The organism is Microbacterium luticocti DSM 19459 (assembly GCF_000422405.1).
In the GTDB taxonomy this organism is placed as follows: Bacteria; Actinomycetota; Actinomycetes; order Actinomycetales; family Microbacteriaceae; genus Microbacterium; species Microbacterium luticocti.
Genome location: NZ_AULS01000003.1, coordinates 95,397 through 120,462, shown reverse-complemented (window position 1 = coordinate 120,462; position 25,066 = coordinate 95,397). Strand labels below are relative to the sequence as shown.

General features: G+C 69.8%; 24 protein-coding genes. 17 read left to right on the top strand and 7 right to left on the bottom strand.

The genetic code is table 11. The annotated features are described in order from the left end of the window. Positions 1–30 precede the first annotated feature (30 nt). From H577_RS0105610 to H577_RS0105565, 10 genes are all read left to right on the top strand, one after another. Positions 31–498 (top strand): cell division protein SepF, encoded by a 468-nt coding sequence (locus tag H577_RS0105610; RefSeq protein ID WP_029145124.1) that lies wholly within the window; start codon positions 31–33, stop codon positions 496–498. Positions 499–504: 6 nt separating this feature from the next. After that, a complete protein-coding gene (locus tag H577_RS0105605; protein WP_029145123.1) occupies positions 505–807 on the top strand; it encodes a YggT family protein in 303 nt (100 codons plus the stop codon). Positions 808–925: 118 nt separating this feature from the next. Continuing rightward, positions 926–1,525 carry a DivIVA domain-containing protein gene (locus H577_RS0105600; protein ID WP_029145122.1) on the top strand — a complete coding sequence of 200 codons (600 nt, stop codon included), beginning with the start codon at positions 926–928 and terminating at the stop codon, positions 1,523–1,525. 9 nt (positions 1,526–1,534) lie between these two features. Further along, positions 1,535–2,095 (top strand): signal peptidase II, encoded by a 561-nt coding sequence (locus tag H577_RS0105595; RefSeq protein WP_029145121.1) that lies wholly within the window; start codon positions 1,535–1,537, stop codon positions 2,093–2,095. A gap of 1 nt (position 2,096) precedes the next feature. Next, complete coding sequence (locus tag H577_RS0105590) at positions 2,097–3,023, top strand: RluA family pseudouridine synthase (protein ID WP_029145120.1); 927 nt, start codon at positions 2,097–2,099, stop codon at positions 3,021–3,023. Positions 3,024–3,084: 61 nt separating this feature from the next. Continuing rightward, positions 3,085–6,603: a DNA polymerase III subunit alpha gene (gene dnaE / locus H577_RS0105585; protein ID WP_029145119.1), complete on the top strand. Its 3,519-nt coding sequence runs from the start codon at positions 3,085–3,087 to the stop codon at positions 6,601–6,603. A gap of 102 nt (positions 6,604–6,705) precedes the next feature. Further along, positions 6,706–7,794 (top strand): hypothetical protein, encoded by a 1,089-nt coding sequence (locus H577_RS15265; protein ID WP_245570338.1) that lies wholly within the window; start codon positions 6,706–6,708, stop codon positions 7,792–7,794. 69 nt (positions 7,795–7,863) lie between these two features. After that, positions 7,864–9,165, top strand: a complete 1,302-nt coding sequence (gene hisD / locus H577_RS0105575) for a histidinol dehydrogenase (RefSeq protein WP_029145118.1) — start codon at positions 7,864–7,866, stop codon at positions 9,163–9,165. 11 nt (positions 9,166–9,176) lie between these two features. Next, on the top strand, positions 9,177–9,647 hold the full coding sequence (gene nrdR / locus H577_RS0105570) for a transcriptional regulator NrdR (RefSeq protein WP_029145117.1): 471 nt from the start codon (positions 9,177–9,179) through the stop codon (positions 9,645–9,647). Positions 9,648–9,664: 17 nt separating this feature from the next. After that, positions 9,665–10,687, top strand: a complete 1,023-nt coding sequence (locus H577_RS0105565) for a quinone-dependent dihydroorotate dehydrogenase (RefSeq protein WP_029145116.1) — start codon at positions 9,665–9,667, stop codon at positions 10,685–10,687. 110 nt (positions 10,688–10,797) lie between these two features. Here the strand turns inward: H577_RS0105565 and H577_RS0105560 are convergent, their stop codons facing one another. Beyond that, positions 10,798–11,361 (bottom strand): DUF3043 domain-containing protein, encoded by a 564-nt coding sequence (locus H577_RS0105560; protein ID WP_029145115.1) that lies wholly within the window; start codon positions 11,359–11,361, stop codon positions 10,798–10,800. A gap of 57 nt (positions 11,362–11,418) precedes the next feature. Here H577_RS0105560 and H577_RS0105555 point away from each other — a divergent pair, with 57 nt between their 5' ends. The 6 genes from H577_RS0105555 (at position 11,419) to H577_RS15260 (ending at position 17,151) form a co-directional block, all read left to right on the top strand. After that, positions 11,419–12,813, top strand: coding sequence for a dipeptidase (locus H577_RS0105555; protein WP_029145114.1), 1,395 nt, complete (start codon positions 11,419–11,421; stop codon positions 12,811–12,813). Between the two features lie 78 nt (positions 12,814–12,891). After that, positions 12,892–13,257, top strand: a complete 366-nt coding sequence (gene erpA / locus H577_RS0105550) for an iron-sulfur cluster insertion protein ErpA (RefSeq protein ID WP_029145113.1) — start codon at positions 12,892–12,894, stop codon at positions 13,255–13,257. 165 nt (positions 13,258–13,422) lie between these two features. Beyond that, entirely contained in the window at positions 13,423–14,319 is an 897-nt protein-coding gene (gene ctaC / locus H577_RS0105545; RefSeq protein WP_029145112.1) for an aa3-type cytochrome oxidase subunit II, read from the top strand. Between the two features lies 1 nt (position 14,320). Continuing rightward, positions 14,321–16,054: an aa3-type cytochrome oxidase subunit I gene (gene ctaD / locus H577_RS0105540; RefSeq protein ID WP_029145111.1), complete on the top strand. Its 1,734-nt coding sequence runs from the start codon at positions 14,321–14,323 to the stop codon at positions 16,052–16,054. Beyond that, positions 16,055–16,489: an aa3-type cytochrome oxidase subunit IV gene (gene ctaF, locus H577_RS0105535; RefSeq protein ID WP_029145110.1), complete on the top strand. Its 435-nt coding sequence runs from the start codon at positions 16,055–16,057 to the stop codon at positions 16,487–16,489. It abuts the gene before it with no gap. 185 nt (positions 16,490–16,674) lie between these two features. Next, positions 16,675–17,151 carry a GNAT family N-acetyltransferase gene (locus H577_RS15260; RefSeq protein ID WP_051191793.1) on the top strand — a complete coding sequence of 159 codons (477 nt, stop codon included), beginning with the start codon at positions 16,675–16,677 and terminating at the stop codon, positions 17,149–17,151. A 175-nt stretch (positions 17,152–17,326) separates the two neighbouring features. On the opposite strand, the gene qcrB is transcribed toward H577_RS15260, so the two are convergent. From qcrB to ctaE, 4 genes are read right to left on the bottom strand one after another with little or no spacing between them, the layout of a single operon-like run. Next, positions 17,327–19,147, bottom strand: coding sequence for a cytochrome bc1 complex cytochrome b subunit (gene qcrB / locus H577_RS15255; protein WP_051191792.1), 1,821 nt, complete (start codon positions 19,145–19,147; stop codon positions 17,327–17,329). Then, positions 19,144–20,223: a cytochrome bc1 complex Rieske iron-sulfur subunit gene (gene qcrA / locus H577_RS0105520; protein ID WP_029145109.1), complete on the bottom strand. Its 1,080-nt coding sequence runs from the start codon at positions 20,221–20,223 to the stop codon at positions 19,144–19,146. Before qcrA ends, qcrB begins: the two co-directional genes overlap by 4 nt. Positions 20,224–20,255: 32 nt before the next feature. Then, positions 20,256–21,056 carry a cytochrome bc1 complex diheme cytochrome c subunit gene (qcrC, locus tag H577_RS0105515; RefSeq protein ID WP_029145108.1) on the bottom strand — a complete coding sequence of 267 codons (801 nt, stop codon included), beginning with the start codon at positions 21,054–21,056 and terminating at the stop codon, positions 20,256–20,258. 16 nt (positions 21,057–21,072) lie between these two features. Then, positions 21,073–21,711 (bottom strand): aa3-type cytochrome oxidase subunit III, encoded by a 639-nt coding sequence (gene ctaE / locus H577_RS0105510; RefSeq protein ID WP_029145107.1) that lies wholly within the window; start codon positions 21,709–21,711, stop codon positions 21,073–21,075. A 221-nt stretch (positions 21,712–21,932) separates the two neighbouring features. Here ctaE and trpD point away from each other — a divergent pair, with 221 nt between their 5' ends. Then, positions 21,933–22,988, top strand: a complete 1,056-nt coding sequence (trpD, locus tag H577_RS0105505) for an anthranilate phosphoribosyltransferase (protein WP_029145106.1) — start codon at positions 21,933–21,935, stop codon at positions 22,986–22,988. 51 nt (positions 22,989–23,039) lie between these two features. Here the strand turns inward: trpD and H577_RS0105500 are convergent, their stop codons facing one another. Beyond that, positions 23,040–23,975: a 5'-3' exonuclease gene (locus tag H577_RS0105500; protein WP_029145105.1), complete on the bottom strand. Its 936-nt coding sequence runs from the start codon at positions 23,973–23,975 to the stop codon at positions 23,040–23,042. Between the two features lie 20 nt (positions 23,976–23,995). Then, complete coding sequence (locus H577_RS0105495; RefSeq protein ID WP_029145104.1) at positions 23,996–25,036, bottom strand: FUSC family protein; 1,041 nt, start codon at positions 25,034–25,036, stop codon at positions 23,996–23,998. Positions 25,037–25,066: the final 30 nt, after the last annotated feature.

Below are 25,066 nucleotides of genomic sequence, written 5' to 3'. Positions count from 1 at the left end.
CTCGAACCAGACGAGCAAACGGAGGATGCGATGTCGAACCCGCTCAAGAAGACCATGGTGTACCTCGGTCTCGCCGACGAAGAGGAGGTGTACGACGAGGAGCCGGCCGAGCAGCAGCCTGCCGCCCGTGGCACCGCCAAGCCCGTCGAGAAGGCCGCCCCGGTGACCCCGATCCACCGTCCCGCCGTGGTGCGCCAGCCGGCGCCGAGCGCGGTCAGCGAGATCCTCACCGTGCACCCGAAGCAGTACCGCGACGCACAGCTGATCGCCGAGAACTTCCGCGAGGGCATCCCGGTGATCATCAACCTGTCGCAGATGAGCGATGCCGACGCGCGCCGCCTCGTCGACTTCGCGAGCGGCCTGTCGCTGGGCCTGTACGGGCGCATCGAACGCGTGACCAGCAAGGTGTTCCTGCTCTCGCCCGAGAACATCGCGGTCTCGGGCGACGGCACCGTCGCGCAGGCGGACCCCGAGGTCACGCCGTTCTCGCAGCCGTAGCCCGCCGTGGCGGTGGTGCACCTGGCGGCATCGATCCTGTACGGGGTCGTGCTGCTGTACATCCTCCTGCTGCTGGTGCGGATGGTCCTGGACTACATCCCGCTGTTCAACCGCGGCTGGCGACCCAAAGGAGCGGGCCTGATCGCCGCCGAGGTGGTCTACACCGTCACCGACCCGCCGATCCGGTTCCTCCGCCGGTTCATCCGCCCGCTGCGCATGGGCGGCGTGGCGATCGACCTCTCGTTCACGATCGTGTTGCTGGCCTGCTTCGTGCTGCTGTCGATCCTCCGGGTGATCGCCTCGTTGTGACGGCCGCACGTCTTCAGGTGCGCAAACCGTCGAGACTATGCTTTCCTGATATGACCGGTCGGCTGGGCCGGTTATCCTGACATCGGTCAGCACACTTCGAGCCCCGAAAGAGGAAGACATGCCTTTGACCCCGGATGACGTCGTCACCAAGCAGTTCCAGCACGTCCGGTTCAAGGAGGGCTTCGACCCGGATGAGGTCGATGACTTCCTCGACGAGATCGTGGTCGAGTGGCGCAAGACCATCGCCGAGAACGACGAGCTGAAGGCCAAGCTCGCCGCGTACGAGTCGGGCGCCGCCGCACCGGCCGAGGCTTCCGCCGAGGCGGCTCCCGCCGCGGCCGAGGCACCGGCACCGGCTCCGGCCCCCGCCGAGCAGCCGGCCGCCGGCGGCGCGGCGCAGAGCGCCGGCATCATCGAGCTCGCCCAGCGCCTGCACGACGAGCACGTCGCCGAGGGCAAGGCCCAGCGCGACAAGCTCATCGCCGACGCGCAGGCGCAGGCCGCCTCGATCGTCTCGGAGGCAGAGGCCCGCGGCCGCGAAGAGATCGCCCGGCTCGAGAAGGAGCGCGGCACCCTCGAGGCGAAGATCACCGAACTGCGCAACTTCGAGCGCGACTACCGCGCCCAGCTGCGCAGTTACATCGAGGGCAAGCTGCGTGACCTCGAGACCACCGCGACCGGGTCGGGCTCGGCCCAGGTCTCGGCCGTCGGTCTCTAGGCCGGTTCGTTGAGCCGCGCCCCCCTGCGTACGGCGGCGGCCGGCACCATCGTTGTGATCCTCGCAGCGGTGGTGCTGGCCGCCGACCAGTTCACCAAGTACCTCGCCCTGCAGCACCTGCCGCCCGAGCAGCCGGTGCACGTGGTCGGCAACGTCCTCATCTTCATCCTCACCGCCAACGCCGGCGCCGCCTTTTCGCTCGGCAGTGACGTGACCTGGGTGTTCACGATCGCGCTGGCCGTCGTCTCGCTCGCCATCATCTGGCTCGTCGGCACCCGGGTGCGCTCCCGTGCCTGGGCGATCATCCTCGGCCTGCTGCTGGGCGGCGTGCTGGGCAATCTCAGCGACCGGCTCTTCCGCGCGCCCGGGTTCGGGGTCGGGCACGTGGTCGACTTCATCAACACGCCGTGGATGATGCCGGCGATCTACAACGTCGCCGACATGTTCATCACCACGATGATGGTGGGCGTGGCGATCCTGGTGCTGGTCGGCCTGCGGTTGGACGGCACGCGCGACAAGCGGGCGACCGCGCCCGACTCCGCCGCAGCGCAGCACACGTCGGAGCACTGAGGTGGAGTCCCGCACGTTTGCGGTGCCGGACGGGCTGGACGGCGAGCGCGTCGACGCCGCCCTCGCCAAGATGCTCGGCTTCTCGCGGACGTTCGCCGCCGAGGTCGCCGACGCCGGCGGCGTGCAGGCCGACGGGCACACCCTCGGCAAGTCCGACCGGCTGCACGCCGGGTCCTGGCTCGAGGTGAGCTGGATGCCCAAGCAGCCGCCGCAGGTCGTGCCGCAGGCGGTGCCGGAGCTGGGCATCGTGTACCGCGACGACGACATCATCGTGGTCGACAAGCCGGCCGGTGTCGCCGCGCATCCCTCGCTCGGCTGGGAGGGCCCGACGGTGCTGGGCGCGCTGGCCGCCGCGGGGTTGCGCACCGCCACGAGCGGACCCGCCGAGCGGCAGGGCATCGTGCACCGATTGGATGCCGGGACCAGCGGCCTGATGGTCGTGGCATCCAGCGAGCGTGCCTATGCGGCGCTCAAGCATGCGTTCAAGGAACGCACCGTGCAGAAGGTGTACCACGCTGTGGTGCAGGGCCACCCCGACCCGCTCGCCGGCACGATCGACGCGCCCATCGGCCGGCATCGCACGCATCCGTGGAAGTTCACCGTCACCCCCGACGGCAAGGACTCGATCACGCACTACGAGACGATCGAGGCGTTCCGTGGGGCATCCCTGCTCGAGATCCATCTCGAGACCGGCCGTACCCACCAGATCCGGGTGCACATGGCCGCGCACCGGCACCCGTGTGTCGGCGACCCGCTGTACGGGGCGGACCCGACACTGTCGGCACGGCTGGGCCTCGACCGCCAGTGGCTGCACGCGCACCGGCTCGGATTCGCGCATCCCGCCACGGGGGAGCAGATCTCGTTCACCTCGCCGTACCCGGAGGACTTCCGGCACGCGCTCGCGGTGCTGCGCGCCGACGAGGCCTGAGCGCCAACCCGGTCGCACGCGTCGGGCCGCCGGCGTCCGAGGCGGTCCGTAGACTCGAACCGTGGCATCCGATTCCTTCGTCCATCTGCACGTGCACAGCGAGTATTCGATGCTGGACGGGGCCGCGCGCATCGGCGCGATGGTCGACGAGGCGGTGCGGCTGGGCATGCCCGCCATCGCGGTCACCGACCACGGCAACACGTTCGCCGCGTTCGAGTTCTACAAGACCGCCAAGGCCGCCGGCATCACACCGATCATCGGCATCGAGGCGTACGTCACCCCCGGCACCCACCGCTCCGACAAGTCGCGCGTGCGCTGGGGCACCCCCGAGCAGAACGACGACGACGTGTCGGGCTCGGGCGCCTACACCCACATGACACTGCTGAGCGAGACCACCGAAGGGATGCACAATCTCTTCCGGCTCTCGAGCCTGGCCAGCCTCGAGGGCTACTACTTCAAGTCGCGCATGGACCGCGAGTTGCTGCAGAAGTACAGCACGGGCCTGATCGCCACCACCGGCTGCCCGTCCGGCGAGATCCAGACCCGGCTGCGGCTCGGCCAGTACGAGGCGGCGCGCGCGGCCGCCGCCGAGTTCCAAGACATCTTCGGTCGCGACAACTACTTCTGCGAGATCATGGACCACGGCCTGTCGATCGAGCGCCGGATCGTCGACGATCTGCTGCGCATCGCGAAGGACCTGAAGATCCCGCTGGTCGCCACGAACGACTCGCACTACACGCACCGTGAGGACGCCACCAGCCACGCCGCGCTGCTGTGCGTGCAGTCCGGGTCGACCCTCGACGACCCCAAACGGTTCAAGTTCGACGGCGACGGCTACTACATCAAGTCTCCCGCCGAGATGCGGCAGCTGTTCCGGGAACGCCCACAGGCCTGCGACAGCACGCTGCTGATCGCCGAGCGGTGCAACGTCGAGTTCAACACGGCCGCCAACTACATGCCGCGCTTTCCGGTGCCCGACGGCGAGACCGAAGAGAGCTGGTTCATCAAAGAGGTCGAGAAGGGCCTGCACTTCCGCTACCCGAACGGCATCCCCGACGCGGTCCGGAAGCAGGCCGACTACGAGTGCGGCGTCATCGCGCAGATGGGCTTCCCCGGCTACTTCCTGGTCGTCGCCGACTTCATCAACTGGGCCAAGGACAACGGCATCCGGGTCGGCCCCGGCCGCGGCTCGGGCGCCGGGTCGATGGCCGCCTACGCGATGCGCATCACCGACCTCGACCCGCTCGAGCACGGGCTGATCTTCGAGCGCTTCCTCAACCCCGACCGGGTGTCGATGCCCGACTTCGACGTCGACTTCGACGACCGCCGCCGGGCAGAGGTCATCCAGTACGTCACCGAGAAGTACGGTGACGACCGGGTCGCCCAGATCGTCACGTACGGCACCATCAAGGCCAAGCAGGCGCTCAAGGACGCCGGGCGCGTGCTCGGCTTTCCGTTCAGCATGGGTGAGAAGCTCACCAAGGCGATGCCCCCCGCGGTGATGGGCAAGGACATGCCGCTGAACGGCATGTTCGACCCGGCCCACCCGCGCTACAAAGAGGCATCCGAGTTCCGCGCGGTCATCGAGACCGATCCCGAGGCCAAGACGGTGTTCGACACCGCTGTGGGGCTCGAGAACCTGAAGCGGCAATGGGGCGTGCACGCCGCGGGCGTCATCATGTCCAGTCACCCGCTGATCGACATCATCCCGATCATGCGCCGCGAACAGGACGGTCAGATCGTCACCCAGTTCGACTACCCGGCGTGCGAGACCCTCGGCCTGATCAAGATGGACTTCCTGGGGCTGCGCAACCTCACCATCATCAACGACGCCCTCGACAACATCGCAGCCAACCGCGGCCATCCGCTCGTGCTCGAAGAGCTGCCGCTGGACGACCGGCCCTCGTACGACCTGCTCGCCCGAGGCGACACGCTCGGAGTGTTCCAGCTCGACGGCGGCCCGATGCGATCGCTGCTGCGGCTGATGAAGCCCGACAACTTCGAGGACATCTCCGCCGTCATCGCGCTGTACCGGCCGGGCCCGATGGGCGCGAACTCGCACATCAACTACGCGCTGCGCAAGAACGGCCAGCAAGAGATCACGCCGATCCATCCGGAGCTCGCCGAGCCGCTGCAGGACATCCTCGAGACCAGCTACGGCCTGATCATCTACCAGGAACAGGTCATGGCGATCGCGCAGCGGGTCGCCGGGTTCTCGCTCGGCCAGGCCGACATCCTGCGCCGCGCCATGGGCAAGAAGAAGAAGTCCGAGCTCGACAAGCAGTACGAGGGCTTCCACCAGGGCATGGTCGACCGCGGTTACGGCGAGGGCGCCATCAAGGCACTGTGGGACATCCTGCTGCCGTTCTCGGACTACGCCTTCAACAAAGCCCACTCGGCCGCCTACGGGCTGGTCTCGTATTGGACGGCCTACCTGAAGGCGCACTACCCGGCGGAGTACATGGCGGCGCTGCTGACCAGCGTCGGCGACGCGAAAGACAAGCTGGCGCTGTATCTGAACGAGTGCCGCCGGATGGGCATCAAGGTGCTGCCGCCGGATGTGTCCGAGTCGATCAAGTACTTCGCGGCCGTCGGCGAAGACATCCGGTTCGGCCTGGGCGCCGTGCGCAACGTCGGCTCCAACGTCGTCGACGGCATCATCCAGGCGCGCGCGGAGGGCCCGTTCGCCTCGTTCCACGACTTCCTGCGCCGGGTGCCGGTGCACGTGGCCAACAAGCGCACGGTCGAGTCGCTCATCAAGGCGGGTGCGTTCGACTCGTTCGGCGTGAGCCGGCGCGCCCTGATGGAGATCCACGAGGACGCCACCGAGGCGGCCGTGCTCGACAAACGCCGCGAGGCGCATGGCGAGGTGGGGTTCGACTTCGACTCGCTGTGGGGCGACGACGAGCCCGCGCAGGACGCCAAGGTGCCCGACCGGCCGGAGTGGACCAAGAAGGACAAGCTGGCCTTCGAGCGCGAGATGCTCGGGCTCTACGTCTCCGACCACCCGCTGGCGGGTCTGGAGATTCCGCTGGCCAAGCACGCGTCCACGAACATCCACGACCTGCTCTCGAACGAGGACGTGCGTGACGGCGACCAGGTGACCGTGGCAGGACTGGTCACCAGCGTGCAGCACCGGGTCGCGAAATCCAGCGGCAACCCGTACGGCATGATCACCGTCGAGGACTTCGACGGCGAGGTCACCGTGATGTTCATGGGCAAGACGTACACCGAGTTCTCCGCGATGCTGCAGGCCGACTCCATCCTGGTCGTGCGCGGGCGGGTGTCGCGTCGTGACGACGGGCTCAACCTGCACGCCCAGTCGGCGTTCGCCCCCGACCTGGGCGTGGTGGACGTGTCGGGGCCGCTGGCCCTCACCATCCCTGAACACCGGGCCACGCAGCGGGTGGTGACCGAACTCGCCGAGATGCTGGCGCGTCACCGCGGTGACACCGAGGTGACGCTGCGGCTGCACCGCGGCGGGGTGGCGAAGGTGTTCGAGGTGCCCATGCCGGTGCGGGTCAGCGCCGACCTGTACGGCGAGTTGAAGAGCCTGCTCGGCCCGCAGTGCCTGGGGTGATGCACGTGATGCACCCCCGGGCGCACGCAGCACCGGGCGTCCGCGGCAGCGGGTAGTATCGGACGACGCGCGCCGCGGCGCGCCCACCGGAAGGAGCCACACGTGACCGACGAGAAGCTCAACGGCCCGGACCCCGACGACCTGGCGCACACCCGAGCGCGGGCGGACGAGTACGCGGTGGACGACACCGTGCCACGGGCATCCATCGCCGCCGATCCGACAGCCGGGAACCCGCCCGCCGAGGCGCAGGCGGCCGAATCGGCCTCGCAGCCGGCGGATGCCACCGAGCCGGGCGATCAGGCCGCATCCGGCGACGGGGCCGATGAGGCGGTGCCGGTGCAGTACGGGGTCGGCCCGTTCTCGCTGCGCGAGGTCATCCTCGCCGGGATCTGGCTCGTCGCATTCGTCGTCTCGTTCTTCTCCACGAGCAGCTACGTCTTCACCTCGGTGTTCACGCGCGGCATCGACTGGATCCTCACCATCGGCGTGCCCACCGTGGCGGTGTTCCTCATCGTGCTGCGCCGGCTCTCACCCAGCGGCATCCGCCGCGTCGGGTCGCTGGGCATCGACCAGTTCGCATCGGTGGGGTTCTCGGTGTCGGCCGTGGTGTGGCTCGGGCAGCTGTGGTCGCAGGTGTCGGTGGCGGTCTCGGGCGGACCGTGGGTGCTCTCGTGGGTGCCCTGGGTGGAGTTCGTGCTGATGCTGGCGGGCGTGGTCGCCACGGTGTTCGCGGTGCTCGTGCCCGGGCTGGCCGACGACTTCCGTCACCGCCCCGAGACCGTCGCACACCGCGCCGCGCGGCCGGCGCGGCCGGTGGCCGTGCGGCCCCGGCCGGTGCCCGCGCCCGCCGCCGAGCCCGTGGCCGCGCCGACCGCCGCGGCCGGTGCACACGACCCGGCCGCGGGCGAGCCCGCTGCGTACGAGCCCGCCGCATATGAGCCGACCGCACCAGAGCCGACCGACGATCGCACCCATGCGGTGCCCGTGGTCGCACCGGCGTCGCCGCAGCCGTTCTGGGCGCTCGTGCCCGAAGACCGCGACGTGGTGGACGACCACGGCGTGCCGCTGTTCCGCATCGGCCCGACCGCGTGGGCGCTCGTGATCGAAGACCGTGGCAGCGTCTTCGTCGTGCGGCACGAAGACGGCCGCGTCGGCTATCTGCACGACACCTCGGGCGTCACCCGCGGCTGACGCGGTGCCCGGCCGCACCGGCGCGTCACGGCGGCCGGGCCGGCGCATCCCACCGGTTAGCCTGGAAGGATGCTGCGCACCATCGATCTTCGCGGCCGGTCGCTGACGGCCGCCGAGCTGCTCGCCGTCGTCCCCCGTGCCCAGGCCGCCCGGGCCGACGCCCTGGCCGCCGCCGCGCAGCTGGTCCGAGACGTCGCCGAGCGGGGGGAACAGGCGCTGCGCGAGCAGGCGGAACGGTTCGACGCGGTCGCCGGCCACGCGATCCGGGTGCCCGCCGAGCACCTCGACGAGGCGGTCGAACGCCTCGACCCGCGGGTGCGCGCCGCACTCGACGAGGCCATCGCCCGCGTGCGTCGCGCATCGGCCGCCCAGGTGCCCGCGCCCGCGGTGACCGCGTTCGGCGACGGCGCCCGCGTCACGCAGCGCTGGCAGCCCGTGGCCCGTGCGGGCGTCTACGTTCCCGGCGGCAAGGCGGTCTACCCGTCCAGCGTCGTGATGAACGTGGTGCCCGCGCAGGTCGCCGGGGTCGGGGCCGTCGCCCTCGCCTCACCACCACAGGCGGCGTTCGACGGTCGTGTGCACCCCGACATCCTCGCCGCCGCCCGCCTGCTGGGCGTCGACGAGGTGTATGCGATGGGCGGCGCCGGGGCGGTCGCCGCGTTCGCCTACGGCGTGCACTCGATCGGACTCGATCCGGTCGACGTGGTGACCGGCCCGGGCAACAACTTCGTCGCGGCCGCCAAGCGCGCCGTCGCCGGCGTCGTCGGCGTCGATGCCGAGGCCGGCGCCACCGAGATCCTCGTCGTGGCGGATGCCACTGCCGACGCCGTGCTCGTGGCCGTCGACCTGATCAGCCAGGCCGAACACGACGAGCAGGCCTCGGCCGTGCTCGTCACCGATGACGCCGACCTCGCCGACCGGGTGCGCGCCGAGGTGCAGGCGCGGGTGGACCGGACCCGCAACGGCGCACGTGCCCGCACCGCGCTCGAGGGCGTGCAGTCGGCGATCGTGCTGGTGGACGACCTCGAGGCGGCCACCGCGTTCAGCAACGCCTACGCGCCCGAGCACCTGGAACTGCATCTGGCCGATCCGCGTCCGGAGCGCTTCACCAGCGCCGGCGCCGTGTTCGTCGGCCCGTACGCGCCGGTCAGCCTGGGCGACTACCTCGCCGGCAGCAACCATGTGCTGCCCACCGGCGGCCAGGCGCGCTACGCCGCCGGACTGTCGGCGGCGACCTTCCTGCGCCCGCAGCAGGTGATCACATACGACCGCGCGGCCCTCGCCGAGGTGGCCGACCACATCGTGGCCCTGGCCGACGACGAGGCGCTGCCCGCGCACGGCGAGGCCGTGAAGGCCCGGTTCGCCCGGTAGTCTGTCGGCTGATGCACTGCCCGTTCTGCCGCCACCCCGATTCCCGGGTCATCGACTCGCGCACCAGCGACGATGGCCTCAGCATCCGTCGCCGCCGGCAGTGCCCGGAGTGCGGCGGCCGGTTCTCGACGATCGAGACCGCCAGCCTCACCGTGATCAAACGGTCCGGCGTGGCCGAGCCGTTCAGTCGTGAGAAGGTCGCCGCCGGCGTACGCAAGGCCTGCCAGGGCCGGCCGGTGACCGACGACGACCTCGCGCTGCTCGCCCAGCGCGTCGAAGAAGACCTGCGCGGCACCGGCTCGTCGCAGATCGAGGCCGGCGACATCGGTCTGGCGATCCTCGGGCCGCTGCGCGAGCTCGACGAGGTCGCCTACCTGCGCTTCGCGAGCGTCTACCAGGGGTTCGACTCGCTCGAGGACTTCGAGACCGCGATCGCGCAGCTGCGCGCCGACCACGCCCGCGACGTGGCCGCCGAGGCCTGACCGTTACGCTGGAGGGGATGTATCCCTTCCTCTTCCGCGTCGTGCTGTCGCGCCTGGACGCCGAGTTCGCCCACCACTGCGGCATGGCCGTCGTCCGGGTGCTCGGCGTGCCGCCGTTCTCGTGGGCGGCCCGCGCGCTCACCCGGCCGGCGCCGCAGCTGCACACCACGGCGCTGGGGCTGAGCTTCGATTCGCCGTTCGGGGTCGCGGCGGGCTTCGACAAGAACGTCGTCGGTGTGCGCGGGCTCACCGCACTCGGATTCGGCCACGTCGAGGTGGGCACCGTCACCGCACTCCCGCAGCAGGGCAACCCCAAGCCGCGGCTGTTCCGGCTGATCGGCGACCGCGCGGTGGTCAACCGGATGGGCTTCAACAACCGCGGTGCCGCAGCGGCCGCGACCCGGCTGGCGAGACTGCGGCGCCGGCGGGGGCACCGCGCCGTGATCGGCGTGAACATCGGCAAGAGCCGCGTCGTCGACGTCGCCGACGCGACCGCCGACTACGTGCGAAGCGCACGTCTGCTGGCTCCGCTGGCCGACTACCTCGCCGTGAACGTGTCGTCGCCGAACACCCCGGGACTGCGCGGGCTGCAGGCGGTGCAGACGCTGCGGCCGCTGTTGCAGGCGGTGAAGGATGCCGCGGGCCCGACGCCCCTGCTGGTGAAGATCGCCCCCGACCTGTCCGACGACGAGATCGACCACATCGCACGGCTGGCCGTCGAGGTGGGTCTTGCCGGCATCATCGTCACCAACACCACGATCTCGCGCGAGGGCCTGTCGGCCGACCCGGCGACCGTCGCCGCAGCGGGGGAAGGCGGCCTGTCCGGCGCGCCGCTGAAGGCCCGCTCGATGGCCGTGCTGCGCCGGGTGCGCGCCGTGGTGCCCGCCGCGTTCACGGTGATCTCGGTCGGCGGGGTCGAGACCGCCGACGACGTGCGCGAGCGGCTGGAAGCCGGTGCGAACCTGGTGCAGGGGTACACCGCGTTCCTGTACCGCGGGCCGTTGTGGGCCCGGCAGATCAACCGCGGCCTGGCCCGCTGACCACCACCGGACGACCGACGCCGACCGGACGACCGACGCCGACCGGACGACCGACGCCGACCGGACGACTGTCGCCGACCGGACGACCGGACGACTGACCCCGGCCGAGGTCAGGCCGGATACTGCCCGCGCTTGACCTGCGGCTTGGGCAGCCGCATCCACCGCATCTGGATGGTGCGCATCGCGCCGTACCAGCCGAGCCCGCGCTCACGTCGGTCGCCGAACTTGCGGCTTGCGGCGCGTTTGACCCGGATCGAGGTGATCACCATGTCGATGATCACGATCACGACGTACGCCCACAGCACGATGAACGCGTAGAACTGCACCTCGGGCATCGACTGCAGGAACGTCACCAGGATCACCAGGATCATCAGCGGCATGATCAGCTCGCCGATGTGCCAGCCGGCATCGATGTAGTCGCGCACGAACCGGCGCTGCGGACCCTTGTCGCGTGCGGGCAGGTACTTGTCGTCACCGGCGGCCATGCCGATGCGGGCCCTCTCGCGCTGGGCGGCGAGTTCGGCCTTCTGCCGGGCGCGGGCCTCTTTGGTGTCCGCGACCAGCGGGCGCTTGCGCGCCGCCTCCCGCTCGGCCCGCGTCGGCGTCGGCCGGCCCTTGCCCGTCGCGGGCGTCGGCTCTGCCTCGGCAGGGGTGTCGGCGGTCTTCTTGGCCACGGATGATCCTCGATCGCGAAAGGGGGACGGAAAGGGCGTGCCCTTAAGATTACCCGCATGACATCCGAACAGTCCCGCCCCGCCGCGGTCCGCGAGGCCGCGGCCGGGAACATCCCCGCCGCCCTGGCCGACCTGGGATCGCTCGTGCGGATCCCGTCCGTCGCGTTCGACGGCTTCGACCACGCGCAGGTGCGCCGCAGCGCCGAGGCGGTCGCGGCCCTCGCCAAGAGCACCGGAGTGTTCGAGTCCGTGCAGATCCGCGATGCCGCCATCGACGGCGGCGACCGGCGCGGCATGCCCGCGGTGCTGGCCACCCGGGCCGCACGCGACGGGCGGCCCACGATCCTGCTGTACGCGCACCACGACGTGCAGCCGGTCGGCGACGAGGCACTGTGGGACACCCCGCCGTTCGAGCCGACGGTGCGCGACGGGCGGCTGTACGGCCGCGGCGCCGCCGACGACAAGGCGGGCGTCATGGTGCACATCGGCGCGCTGCGGACGCTGCGCGACACGCTCGGCGACGACATCCGCCTGGGCGTCGCCCTGTTCGTCGAGGGTGAAGAAGAGGCCGGATCCCGCTCGTTCGCGCAGTTTCTGGCCGACAACGCCGACGCGCTGCGCGCCGACGTGATCGTGGTCGCCGACTCCGGCAACTGGGATGCCACCACCCCGGCGCTCACCGTCTCGCTGCGCGGCAACGCACGGTTCACGCTGACGGTGCGCACCCTCGAGCACGCGTCGCACTCCGGCATGTTCGGGGGAGCGGTGCCCGACGCCATGATGGCGACCGTGAAACTGCTGGCCACACTGTGGGACGACGACGGCGCCGTCGCGGTGCCGGGCCTGGCGCAGCGGGATGCCGCCACCCCCGCCTACTCGGAGCAGACGCTGCGGGACGAGGCGGGCCTGCCCGACGCGGTCACCCCGATCGGACGCGACAGCATCCTCAGCCGCATCTGGAACAAGGCATCCATCACCGTCACCGGCATCGACGCGCCGAGCGTCGTGAACGCCTCGAACACGCTCACCCCCGAGGTGACCGTCGTCATCAGCGCCCGGATCGCACCGGGGCAGCCCGCCCGCGAGGCATACGAGGCGATCGCCGCACACCTGCGCGCGCACGCGCCGTTCGGCGCCGAACTCACCTTCTCGGACGTCGACTGCGGCGACGGATTCCTCGTCGACACCGGCGGGTGGGCGGTCGGTGAGGCGCGCGACGCGCTCGCGGCCGGTTACGGCGCCGACCCGGTCGAGCTCGGCGTGGGCGGGTCGATCCCGTTCATCGCCGACCTGGTGCGCACCTTCCCCGAGGCGCAGATCCTGGTCACCGGAGTGGAGGACCCGCACGCGCGGGCGCACAGCCCCAACGAATCGCTGCACCTGGACACGTTCCGGCACGCGCTGATCTCCGAGGCGCTGCTGCTGGAGCGCCTGGACGCGCGCGGTCGGTGACATGCCCCCTCGTCACGCCCGGGGTGGGCGGCGCGGCGTAGACTTGCGGCATCCGACGCCCACACCCGGAGGAAACACATGACCGACACCGCACTCACCGCCGACCAGCCCGTCCGCGACCACGGCGTGCTGCTGACCGATGCGGCCGCCGACAAGGTGAAGAGCCTCCTGGCGGCCGAGGGCCGTGACGACCTGCGGCTGCGCGTGGCCGTGCAGCCGGGCGGATGCAGCGGGCTGATCTACCAGCTCTACTTCGACGAGCGGTACCTCGACGGCGACCGCACCGTCGACTTCGACGGCGTCGAGGTCATCGTGGACGAGATGAGCATCCCGTACCTCGACGGCGCGACCATCGACTTCAAGGACACGATCGCCGAGCAGGGCTTCACGATCGACAACCCGAATGCGGCCGGCAGCTGCGCCTGCGGCGACAGCTTCCACTGAACCGGCCCGACCCTTCCACCGGCCGGTGGCCGGCGTTTCGCGTACCCGGAACATCCGTGTCGCGGCACCGTCGGCCTGCGCCCCGCCTGGGCGATTGGCCAGAATCCGGTGGGAGGTTGCTCTAGACTGGCCACTGTCAGTTCGTTGATCCCGGAAAGGTGCGCTGTGCCCTCGAAACGTCGCCTCCGCTGGGTCGCCCTCCCGCTCGGGACGGCCGCCGCCGTCCTACTCGCAGGATGCACCCCCACTCAGTTGCACGGGTTCCTGCCCGGCTTCGAGGATGCGAGTGCACCGCCGGCCACCAACCGCACCGAGATGGTGTCGGGGCTCTGGGTCAACTCGTGGGTGGTGCTGCTCGTGGTGGGCTTCATCACCTGGGGACTCATGCTGTGGGCGATGGTCGCGTACCGTCGCCGCAAGGGACAGACCGGCCTGCCGGTGCAGCTGCGCTACAACATGCCGATCGAGATCTTCTACACCGTCATCCCGGTGCTGCTGGTGGCGGGCATGTTCGCCTTCACCGCGCGCGACCAGGCGGTGCTCGAGACGCAGGACCAGCACCCCGACGTGTCGGTCGTGGCGATCGGCAAGCAGTGGTCGTGGGACTTCCAGTACAACGGTCAGGCCGCCGACAACTCCGACGCGGTGTGGACCATGGGCGTGCAGGCCGAGCCCGACAAGGCCGGCAACGTCGACCAGGACGCACTGCCCACCCTGTACCTGCCGGTGAACGAGCGGGTGCGCATCGACCTCGAGTCGCGCGATGTGGCGCACTCGTTCTGGATCATCGACTTCCTGTACAAGAAGGACCTCTACATCGGCCGCGACAACTCCTGGTCGTTCACGCCGACCCGTGAGGGCACCTATCAGGGGAAGTGCGCCGAACTCTGTGGCGAGTACCACTCGGCGATGCTCTTCCGCGTGAAGGTGGTCAGCGCAGACGAGTACCAGCAGTACCTGCAGAAGCTGCGTGACGAGGGCAACACCGGAGACATCACCGACGCCTACGACCGGCTCCAGAACGAGCCCGGGACCGGCGCGTCGACCAACGGAGGCAAGTGAGATGGCGACAACGCTCCCGCTTCAGGAATCCACGAAGAGCCGGACGACGACCCTGCCGCCGCGACAGGCCGCTCTGATGAGCTCCACCCGGGTGGAGCAGAAGGGCAACATCGTGGTGCGGTGGATCACCTCCACCGATCACAAGACCATCGGGTACATGTACCTGATCTCGTCGGTGATGTTCTTCATGCTCGGCGGCGTGATGGCGCTGATCATCCGCGCCGAGCTGTTCGAGCCGGGCATGCAGCTGATCCCGACCAAGGAGCAGTTCAACCAGCTGTTCACGATGCACGGCACGATCATGCTGCTGATGTTCGCGACGCCGCTGTTCGCCGGGTTCGCCAACGCGATCCTGCCGTTGCAGTTGGGGGCGCCGGATGTGGCGTTCCCTCGGCTGAACGCGTTCGCATTCTGGCTGTTCCTGTTCGGCTCGACCATCGCCACGGCCGGGTTCCTCACCCCGCAGGGTGCGGCCTCGTTCGGGTGGTTCGCGTACCAGCCGCTGGCGAACGCGACGTTCTCGCCGGGCGCGGGCGGCAACCTGTGGTTCCTGGGATTGGGCATCAGCGGTTTCGGCACGATCCTGGGTGCGGTGAACTTCATCACCACGGTGATCACGATGCGTGCCCCGGGGATGACCATGTGGCGCATGCCGATCTTCTCGTGGAACACCCTGATCACCAGCATCCTGATCATCATGGTCTTCCCGGTGCTGGCCGCCGCGGTCTTCGGCGCCGCCGCCGACCGCGTGCTCGGCGCGCACATCTACGACTCGGCCAACGGCGGTGTGCTGCTCTGGCAGCACCTGTTCTGGTTCTTCGGGCATCCCGAGGTGTACATCATCGCGCTGCCGTTCTTCGGCATCGTGTCCGAGGTGTTCCCGGTGTTCAGCCGCAAGCCGATCTTCGGGTACAAGACCCTGGTGTACGCCACGATCGCGATCGCGTCGCTGTCGGTGTCGGTGTGGGCGCACCACATGTACGTGACCGGCGCGGTGCTGCTGCCGTTCTTCTCACTGATGACCATGCTCATCGCGATCCCGACCGGCGTGAAGATCTTCAACTGGATCGGCACCATGTGGCGCGGCTCGATCACGTTCGAGACGCCCATGGTGTTCGCGATCGGGTTCCTCGCCTCGTTCGTGTTCGGCGGGCTCACCGGTGTGATCCTCGCGTCGCCGCCGCTGGACTTCTTCCTGTCGGACTCGTACTTCGTCGTCGCGCACTTCCACTACGTGGTGTTCGGCACCGTGGTGTTCGCGATGTTCTCGGGCTTCTATTTCTGGTGGCCGAAGTGGACCGGCAAGATGCTCAACGAGCGGCTCGGGATGGTGCACTTCTGGATGCTGTTCATCGGCTTCCACATGACCTTCCTCGTGCAGCACTGGGCGGGCGTCGACGGGATGCCGCGACGCTACGCCGACTACGCCCCGTCGGACGGCTGGACGTGGATGAACCAGGTGTCCACGATCGGTGCGATGCTGCTGGGCTCGTCGATGATCCCGTTCCTGCTGAACGTGTGGATCACCGCACGCAAGGCGCCGAAGGTCACGGTCAACGACCCGTGGGGCTACGGGGCGTCGTTGGAGTGGGCGACCAGCTGCCCGCCGCCGCGGCACAACTTCACGTCGATCCCGCGCATCCGCAGCGAGCGGCCGGCGTTCGACCTGAACCACCCCGAGGCGGCGCCGGACGGCATCCCGGTTCTGGCCGGTGCGAGCGGAGAGGTGAAATAAGTGCGCACGAACATCGGCATCTGGTGGGTCATCTGCGGCTTCTTCGTCGTGATGTCCGCGGTCTACACGTTCTGGAACATCGTCGACCACCCCGACATCGTGTGGTTCCACGCGATCGAGTGGGTCGGCACCATCGCGCTGCTGTTCGTCGGGTTCATGGCGGCACTGATCGCGTTCTACATCGGCCGCGTGCACCGCGCACAGGGCGGCGAGCTGCCTGAGGACGTGTTGACGGCCGACATCGACGACGGCGACCCCGAGATCGGCGAGTTCTCGCCGTGGTCGTGGTGGCCGATCGTGCTCGCCGGCTCGGCCGCGATCGCGGCGATCGGGCTGGCGGTGGGCTCCTGGATGCTGCCGATCGGATTCGGCGTGTTCGCCGTCGCGATCGTCGGCTGGGTGTACGAGTACTACCGCGGCAACTTCGCCCGCTGAGAGACTGTCGACGGGCCCCGCGCCGGGTGATGAACCCGGCTCGGGGCCCTTTGGCATCTCTCCGGAAAGGTCCATCGTCAGGCGCTCGGGGCGCCGTCGACAGCTCGGACACCATCGACAGCTCGGGCGCCGTCGACAGCTCGGACACCATCGACAGCTCGGGTGCCGTCGATAGGCTGGGTCGCATGGCGCTCTCGGTTCGTCTCGCCCGTCCCGCCGACATCGACGCGATCCTGCAGGTGCAGGCGCACGGCGACGGCGCGACGGGGGAGCGGTTCCGCGCGTGGGTGACCGGTGCCATCCCGACCGCGCACGAGCGCGTGTGCGTGGCCGTGCGCGACGGCACGGTCGTCGGCTGGGCGGCGACCCGCCGGTTCGACGATCCGACGGCCGACGCGCCCGCCGGCGAGTACCTCATGGGCGTGCGGGTGCGCACCGGGTCGCGACGTACCGGTGTCGGGTCCTGCCTGATCGCGGCGCGCCTGGAGCTGATCCGCCGCTCCGGTGCCCACAGCGCCTACTACGTCACGAACGTGCGGAACACCGCATCCATTGCCGCACACCGCCGCTGGGGCTTTCGGGAACTCGGCCGCGCGGCCCGGTTCCGTGACGTCCCGTTCGACGGGGGAGAGGGCATCCTGTTCGCGGCCGGGCTCTTGTAGCGGCACTGGCACCCGTAGCCGCCGAGGCGGCCGTGTGGACGATCGGAGTGCCGGCGGCCGCCCACGGCCCCCGGGGCGGCCGTGCGGGCCGATCAAACCGCGCCGGCGGCCGCCGCCCACGAGAAGGGCCCCGCCGCACGGTGTGCGGACGGGGCCCGGACGGAAGCGGCGGTGACTACCGGTCGCGGTCGCCCTCGTGGCTCGTTCCGGTCTCGTCGTCGGCGATCACCGTGGTCGGGTGCACCGGCAGCTCACCGGACGGTGCGTTCTCGTCCTCGGGATGCAGCGGCGCCTCGGGGTGGCCGGCACGCTCGTGCGCGCCCTGGATCTCGGCGTCCTCGACCGACTGCATCTGGTCGAGCGAGTGGTGCTGGTGGGCGACGGCCGCCTCGAGCTCGGCCTGCGTGATCGGGGTGAGCCGGTCCTCGAAGAACCAGCGCGAGAACGCGGCCCGCGTGTTCTGCCAGAAGCCGATCCGGCCCTTCGCGTTCGGGCGCACCACGAGCGGCTCGTACGTCTCGTAGTCGACGAGCTTGAACCGGTCGAAGTGGTCGACGGGACGGTGCACCTCGACGAACTCGCCGCCGGGCAGCCGCACGATGCGCCCGGACTCGTACCCGTGCAGCACGATCTCGCGGTCCTTCTTCTGCAGCGCGATCGCGATGCGCTTGGCGACGAAGTAGCCGATGATCGGGCCCAGGATGAGCAGCGCCTGCAGGGTGTGGATGACGCCCTCCATCGTCAGATGGAAGTGTGTGGCGATGAGGTCCGAGGATGCCGCGGCCCATAGCACCGCGTAGAAGATCACGCCGGCCACACCGATGGCGGTGCGGGTCGCGGCGTGCCGCGGACGCTGCGCGATGTGGTGCTCACGCTTGTCACCGGTCACCCACGCCTCGATGAACGGGTAGATCAGCACCAGCACGATGAACAGACCGAGCACCAGCACCGGGAGGATGATGTTGAACGACCAGGTGTGGTCGAGCCACACGAACTCCAGGTGCGGCGGCACCAGGCGCAGCGCGCCGTCGGCGAAGCCGATGTACCAGTCCGGCTGCGTACCCGCCGACACCGGGGAGGGGTCGTACGGACCGTAGTTCCAGATCGGGTTGATCGTGAACAGCGAGGCGATCAGCACGATCACACCGAAGACGATGAAGAAGAACCCGCCCATCTTCGACATGTAGACCGGCATCATCGGGTAGCCCACGACGTTGCTGTTCTTGCGCGCGGGACCGGCGAACTGGGTGTGCTTGTTGATCACCATCAGCATCAGGTGCAGCACGAGCAACCCGACCAGGATCGCCGGCAGCAGCAGGATGTGCAGGGTGTACAGGCGCCCCACGATCTGGTCACCGGGGAACTCCCCGCCGAACAGCAGGAACGAGGTCCAGGTGCCGATGACCGGCAGGCCCTTGATCATGCCGTCGATGATGCGCAGACCGTTGCCCGAGAGCAGGTCGTCGGGAAGGGAGTACCCGGTGAAGCCCTCGGCCATCGCCAGGATGAACAGGATGAATCCGATCACCCAGTTCAGCTCGCGCGGCTTGCGGAACGCGCCCGTGAAGAAGATGCGCAGCATGTGCACACCGATGCCGGCGACGAACACGAGCGCGGCCCAGTGGTGGATCTGACGCACCAGCAGCCCGCCGCGGATGTCGAACGACAGCCGCAGCGTGGAATCCAGCGCCGCCGACATCTCGACACCGCGCATCGGGATGAACGATCCGGCGTAGTGCGTGGGCACCATGGAGGCCTGGAAGAAGAACGTCAGGAAGGTGCCCGACAGCAGCACCACGACGAAGCTCCACAGCGCGATCTCACCCAGCATGAACGACCAGTGGTCGGGGAAGATCTTGCGGCCGAGCTCCTTGACGAAGCCCGACAGGCTGGTGCGCTCATCGAGGTAGTTCGCCGCCCAGCCGACGAAGCGACCGCCCAGCGGCTTCTGGCTCGTCTCCTCCGGGGCGGGGGAGGTGGTGGTTGCGGTACTCAATGGCGCTCCCAGAAGCTCGGGCCGACGGGTTCGTGGAAGTCGCTCTTGGCGACGATGTAGCCTTCGTCGTCGACTTCGATGGGCAGCTGCGGCAGCGGCCGCGCGGCCGGGCCGAAGATCACGCGCGCCCCGTGCGAGACGTCGAACTGCGACTGGTGGCACGGGCACAGCAGGTGATGCGTCTGCTGCTCGTACAGCGCCACCGGGCAGCCCACGTGGGTGCAGACCTTGGAGTAGGCGACGATGCCGTCGAAGCCCCAGTCCTCGTGGCCGGGCTCGGGGTGCAGCTGGTCGACCGGAAGTCGCATCAGCAGCACGATCGCCTTGGCCTTCTCTTCGAGGTAGCCGTCACCGTGGGCGACGTCCTTGAGCGGCTCGGGGATGACATGGAACGCCGAGCCCAGGGTGACGTCGGACGCCTTGATCGGCACACCGGAGGGGTCGTGCGCCAGGCGCATCCCCTTCTTCCACATGGTGTGGCTGAGCAGGTACACCGGGTCACCGGCGTGCGGGTCGCCCGGGCTGTTGTGCGGGGCGAGCCCCCGGAACAGCGTGATGCCGGGGATCACCGAGGCCACCAGGGCGGCGAACAGCGAGTTGCGGATCATCGCGCGGCGGCCGAACCCGGACTCCTCGTTCGCGTCCGCGAACGCCTGCACCGCCGCCTCACGGGTGGTGTCGCGCCCTCGGGTCGCATGCCGTGGCTCGATGAACTCCTTGTCCGACATGATCGCCTTCGACCAGTGGATGGCGCCGATGCCGATGGCCAGCAGCGCGAGCGCGATGCCCAGGCCGATGAACAGGTTGTTGTGCCGGATGCTGGTGATCCGGCCGTCCTCGATCGGGAAGATCATGTAGGCGGCCACGGCCCAGATGCTCGCGGCGACCGACAGGTAGAACAGCGTGTACACCGTGCGGACCGCGCGCTTCATGGCGGCCGGGTCCTTGTCCGTGACGCGCTCACGGTGCGGCGGCAACTCGGCGTTCTGCACCGGGTCGGGGACCGCGACGGCGAGCCCGGGGGAGGGCTTCCACGAAGCCCTCTCATGCTCGAGCGGGTCTTCCTCGTGTGCCATGGTGCTCCTCGTACGTGGGAATCAGTGAACGATCAGTTGGACTTCGCGGTGATCCACACCGTCACCCCGATGAGGGTGCCGATGCCGAAGATCCAGATGAACAGGCCCTCGGCCACCGGGCCGAGCGACCCGAGCGCGTAGCCGCCGGGCGACTCGTGCTGCTGCAGGTACAGCAGGTACGAGATGACGTCGCGCTTCTCTTCGAGGTTCAGGTTCAGGTTGCTGAACACCGGCATGTTCTGCGGGCCGGTGACCATCGCCGCGTACATGTGCAACGGGCTGGTGTTGGTCAGCGGGGGCGCGAACTTGCCCTCGGTGAGAGCACCGCCGGCGCCGGCGACGTTGTGGCACATGGCGCAGTTGACGCGGAAGATCTCGGCGCCTTCGGCGACGTCGCCCTTGCCGTCCAGCACCTCGTCGGACGGGTAGGTGGGGCCGGGCGAGACGGACTGCACGTACGCGGCCATCGCCTTGATCTGGTCTTCGGTGAACTGCGCCGGCTTCTGCGGGGCCTGCGGGCCCTGCTGTTCCAGAGGCATCCGACCGGTCGCCACCTGGAACTCGACCGACAGCTCGCCGACGCCGAACAACGACGGGCCGTTCTCGGTGCCCTGCAGGTCCATGCCGTGGCAGGTCGCACAGTTGGCCTGGAACAGCTTCTTGCCGTCCTCGACGGTCAGCGCCGTCGAGGTGGAGGTGTCGCCGGTGGCCGCCATCGCCGCCGATGCGCCGGCGTAGATCCCGCCGGTCATGAGCAGGCCGACGCCGATCAGGACGACGGCTGCCAGGGGACTACGGCGCCCGGAGGCGCGACGCTTCTTCTCACGTGCCATGTCAGGTGCGGCCTTCTTATTTCAGGAAGTAGATGACGAGGAACAGGGCGATCCAGACGACGTCGACGAAGTGCCAGTAGTACGACACCACGATCGAGGTCGTCATCTCTTTGCGACCGAAGTTCTTCACCGCGTAGGCGCGGCCGATCACGAGCAGGAACGCCACCAGTCCGCCGGTCACGTGCAGGGCGTGGAAGCCGGTGGTCAGATAGAACGCCGACGCGTAGGGGTTGGCGTAGATGGGCATGCCCTCCATGGTCAGCTGCGCGTACTCCCAGACCTGCCCGGACACGAAGATCGCGCCCATCGCGAAGGTGAGGAAGAACCACTCGACCATGCCCCAGCCCAGGGGCCCGCGTTTGCGCGTCGAGTACGGCTGGAATCGCTCCGCCGCGAACACGCCCATCTGGCAGGTCACCGACGAGAGCACGAGGATGATCGTGTTCACCGCGGCGTACGGCACGTTGAGGTGCTGCGTCATCTCCGCCCACAGATCAGGGGAGGTGCTGCGCAGCGTGAAGTAGATCGCGAACAGACCCGCGAAGAACATCACCTCGCTGCCGAGCCAGACGATCGTGCCGACGGCGACCGGGTCGGGTCGCTTCACTGTGCGCAAAGCCTGGTTGAAAGTCGCTGGGGTCGTCACGCTCCCCATTATGGCCGATTCCGCGCCCGGATTTTCGCATCGACGTGCCCCGGAACGGCCGGATCCGGACTTAGGGGAGCCTAAGAGAACGCCTCGGATCGGGCGAGCGTCACCCGCCGATGCGCTGGGAGCGGACTGAGAATCCCCGGTGAACGCCAGGATGGTCCGTGCCCGTCACAGAGCCGACGTCGGAGCGGGCCGGACCGGGCGCCTCGGTAGGATCTTCACTCATGGCAGACCTCACCTCGTGGCCGACGATCCTGACGACCCTTGTTCAGGGCCGCGATCTGAGCGTGTCGGAGGCCACCTGGGCGATGCGGCAGGTGATGGGCGGGACGGCGACGCCCTCGCAGCTGGCCGGGTTCCTCGTCGCCCTGCGGGTCAAGGGCGAGACCGTCGACGAGATCGTCGGGTTCCGGGATGCGATCCTCGAGGCCGCGCTGCCGTTGCCGGTGGACGCGGACGTGCTCGACATCGTCGGCACCGGGGGCGATCGGGTGGGCACCGTGAACATCTCGACCATGGCGGCCGTGGTGGCCGCGGCATCCGGCGTACCCGTGGTCAAGCACGGCAACAAGGCGGCCAGCTCGGCGTCGGGGTCGTCGGACGTGCTGTCGGCACTGGGCCTGGACCTCACCCTCGAGCCGGACCGGGTGGCCGACACGCTGCGCCGCGTGGGCATCACGTTCGCGTTCGCGTCGGCCTTCCACCCGGGGTTCCGGCACGCCGGCGCCACCCGCGCGGAGCTCGGCGTGCCCACCGTGTTCAACTTCCTCGGGCCGCTGTGCAATCCGGCCCGCGCCGAGGCCAACGCGGTCGGCGTCGCCCAACTGGACCGGGTGCCGCTGATCACCGGCGTCTTCCGCACCCGGGGCGCGACCGCGCTGGTGTTCCGTGGCGACGACGGGCTCGACGAGATGACCACCACCGGGCACAGCCGGCTCTGGGAGGTCAGCCTCGGCGACATCCACGAACACGACATCTACCCGCCCGACCTGGGCATCCCGCTCGCCGAGCTCGACGATCTGGTCGGCGGAAGCCCCCAGCACAACGCCGAGGTGGTGCGGCGCACGCTCGGCGGACAGACCGGCCCGGTGCGCGACATCGTGCTGCTGAACGCGGCGGCGGGGCTGGTCGCCTACCGCCTGTTCCGCGACCCGCTGCAGGTGCAGCGTCCGATCCTGGAACGGCTGGCCGAAGCCCTGCAGACGGCGGCGGCCACGATCGATTCGGGCGCGGCGATCGCCAAGCTCGACGCCTGGGTCGAGGCCACCCGGGCGATGTGACCTCCTCCGCGCTCCGCGCTCGCTGAGATCGCCGTCCGGCCCGAGGGGCGGTCAGACCGCGGCCGCGGCCTCAGCCACCGCGTCCAGGGCGCGCGTCATCGCGCCGCCCAGGCCCCATCGCCGCGCATGCTCCTCGGCGCGGGCGCGGGCGGTGGCATCCGGCACCTGCAGCCGCGCCGCGCCCGCCGTCACCGGCACGTCGCGGGCGACGGCCACGACCGTCGGGGCGACGTCGAGGTAGTCGGCGCCGTCGACCAGGCGACTGCGGACGCGTGCGGTCATGCCCTCGCCGGCCGCGGCGGCGGCCCGGATCCCGGCCAGGTCGCCGTGCGCCGCCAGCAGCGCGGCCGCGGACTTCTCGCCGATGCCGGCGATGCCGGGCAGGCCGTCCGACGGGTCCCCGCGCAGCGCCGCGAAATCGGCGTACTGGCGCCCGTGCACGCCGTACATCTCGACCAGGTCCCGGTCGGTCACGGTCTTCAGGTTCGACATGCCGCGGGCGGTGTACACGACGCGCACGTCGCGGTCGTCGTCGACGAGCTGGAACAGGTCACGGTCGCCGGTGACCACGTCGACCGGACCGCCGGCTCTCGCGGCCAGCGTGCCGATGACGTCGTCGGCCTCGTAGCCGGCCGCGCCGACCACCGGCACCGCCAGCACCGCCAGCGTCTCGCGGATCAGCGGCACCTGCGCGGCCAGGCGCTCGGGCACCTCTTCGACGTCGGGCCCGCCCGGAACAACACGGGCGACGCGGTGCGCCTTGTAGCCGGGCAGCAGTGCGACCCGCCACGCCGGGCGCCAATCGTCGTCCCAGCAGGCCACCAGCGCCTGCGGCCGGTAGGTCCTCACCAGTTTCGCGACGATGTCGAGCAGGCCGCGCACCGCATTCACCGGCGTGCCGTCGGGCGCGGTCACGGTGTCGGGCACGCCGTAGAAGGCCCGGAAGTACAGGCTCGCCGCATCGAGCAGCATCAGGCGGTCGGTCATCGGTTCAGCATGCCACGCGGTCACGACACCTCGTCGGTGAGCGTGTCGTGGATGCGGTGCAGGTCGACCAGCAGCGAGCCCACCAGCACCCAGTGACCCGAACGCGGCGCCGCCACCGACAGCGGTCGGGTCAGCGCCGGCTCGTCGGGCTCATCGGGCACCGGATCGGCTCCGTCCTCGAGCCGGTGCACGAGCAGACGCACGTCGTGCGCGGCACGTCGCAGCTGCTCGGCGATCGCCGCCACGCTCGGCTCGTGCCCCAGCGTGTCGTCGTACCGGTCGCAGAACGCGCGCGTCATCCCGATCGTCTGCGTCACCACCGTCGCGAACCGTTCCAGGAGCCGCCGCACCTCGTCGAGTTCGGCCCGGTGCCGGCCCGCCCGCGGGTTGAGCGTCAACGACTCGGCCGCGTCGGCGATCGCCCGCTCGGCGGACTCGCGCATCGGACGCAGCAGCCGTGCGGTCACGATCAACTCCGTCAGTGCCGCCCCGGTCTGGGGGCGGCCGAGCGCGGCAGCCAGCCGCTCCAACGTGTCGGCCAGTTCGGCGCCCAGCCGGTCGACGCTGCGGTGCGCCGCCGCCACCGCCACCGGCGGCACGATGACGATGTTGACGACGAACCCGATGGCGGCGCCGATCATCGTCTCCACGATCCGGTCGAACGCGTAGCCGGGGGTGCCGGTGCCCAGTGCGAGCACCAGCATCGCGCTGATCGCGACCTGGTTGGCGGTGCCGGTGGTCATCTTCAGCGCCCACGCCAGCACCAGCGCGATGAGGATCGACACGATGATGATCCAGGTGCCGTTGCCCAGGGCCAGGCCGAGCACCCCGGCCACCGCGACGCCGACGATCACCCCGACGGTGCGCTCCACCGCCTTCGCGAACGACTGGTTCAGGCTCGGCTGCACCACCAGCAGCGCCGCGATGGCCGCGAACACCGGCAGCGGCCCGGGCAGCAGCCATCCGGCCAGCAGCCAGGCCGCAACGGTCGCCACCGCCGACTTGATCACCTGCAGCAGCGGGGCACGGCGGGCGGCACGCAGGCTCACGGTCATGCGCATGCTCCCACGGTAGGCCGCGGCCCCGGCCCG

Excerpts from the sequence above, each read along its gene's own strand:
- H577_RS0105555 (WP_029145114.1), top strand. The coding sequence starts at position 11,419 with ATGACATCCGAACAGTCCCGCCCCGCCGCGGTCCGCGAGGCCGCGGCC.
- trpD (WP_029145106.1), top strand. The coding sequence starts at position 21,933 with ATGGCAGACCTCACCTCGTGGCCGACGATCCTGACGACCCTTGTTCAG.
- erpA (WP_029145113.1), top strand. The coding sequence starts at position 12,892 with ATGACCGACACCGCACTCACCGCCGACCAGCCCGTCCGCGACCACGGC.
- H577_RS0105495 (WP_029145104.1), bottom strand. The coding sequence starts at position 25,036 with ATGCGCATGACCGTGAGCCTGCGTGCCGCCCGCCGTGCCCCGCTGCTG.
- H577_RS0105565 (WP_029145116.1), top strand. The coding sequence starts at position 9,665 with ATGTATCCCTTCCTCTTCCGCGTCGTGCTGTCGCGCCTGGACGCCGAG.
- H577_RS0105610 (WP_029145124.1), top strand. The coding sequence starts at position 31 with ATGTCGAACCCGCTCAAGAAGACCATGGTGTACCTCGGTCTCGCCGAC.
- ctaE (WP_029145107.1), bottom strand. The coding sequence starts at position 21,711 with ATGGGGAGCGTGACGACCCCAGCGACTTTCAACCAGGCTTTGCGCACA.
- H577_RS0105500 (WP_029145105.1), bottom strand. The coding sequence starts at position 23,975 with ATGACCGACCGCCTGATGCTGCTCGATGCGGCGAGCCTGTACTTCCGG.
- hisD (WP_029145118.1), top strand. The coding sequence starts at position 7,864 with ATGCTGCGCACCATCGATCTTCGCGGCCGGTCGCTGACGGCCGCCGAG.
- qcrC (WP_029145108.1), bottom strand. The coding sequence starts at position 21,056 with ATGGCACGTGAGAAGAAGCGTCGCGCCTCCGGGCGCCGTAGTCCCCTG.
- ctaD (WP_029145111.1), top strand. The coding sequence starts at position 14,321 with ATGGCGACAACGCTCCCGCTTCAGGAATCCACGAAGAGCCGGACGACG.
- nrdR (WP_029145117.1), top strand. The coding sequence starts at position 9,177 with ATGCACTGCCCGTTCTGCCGCCACCCCGATTCCCGGGTCATCGACTCG.
- H577_RS0105600 (WP_029145122.1), top strand. The coding sequence starts at position 926 with ATGCCTTTGACCCCGGATGACGTCGTCACCAAGCAGTTCCAGCACGTC.
- qcrA (WP_029145109.1), bottom strand. The coding sequence starts at position 20,223 with ATGGCACACGAGGAAGACCCGCTCGAGCATGAGAGGGCTTCGTGGAAG.
- H577_RS15260 (WP_051191793.1), top strand. The coding sequence starts at position 16,675 with ATGGCGCTCTCGGTTCGTCTCGCCCGTCCCGCCGACATCGACGCGATC.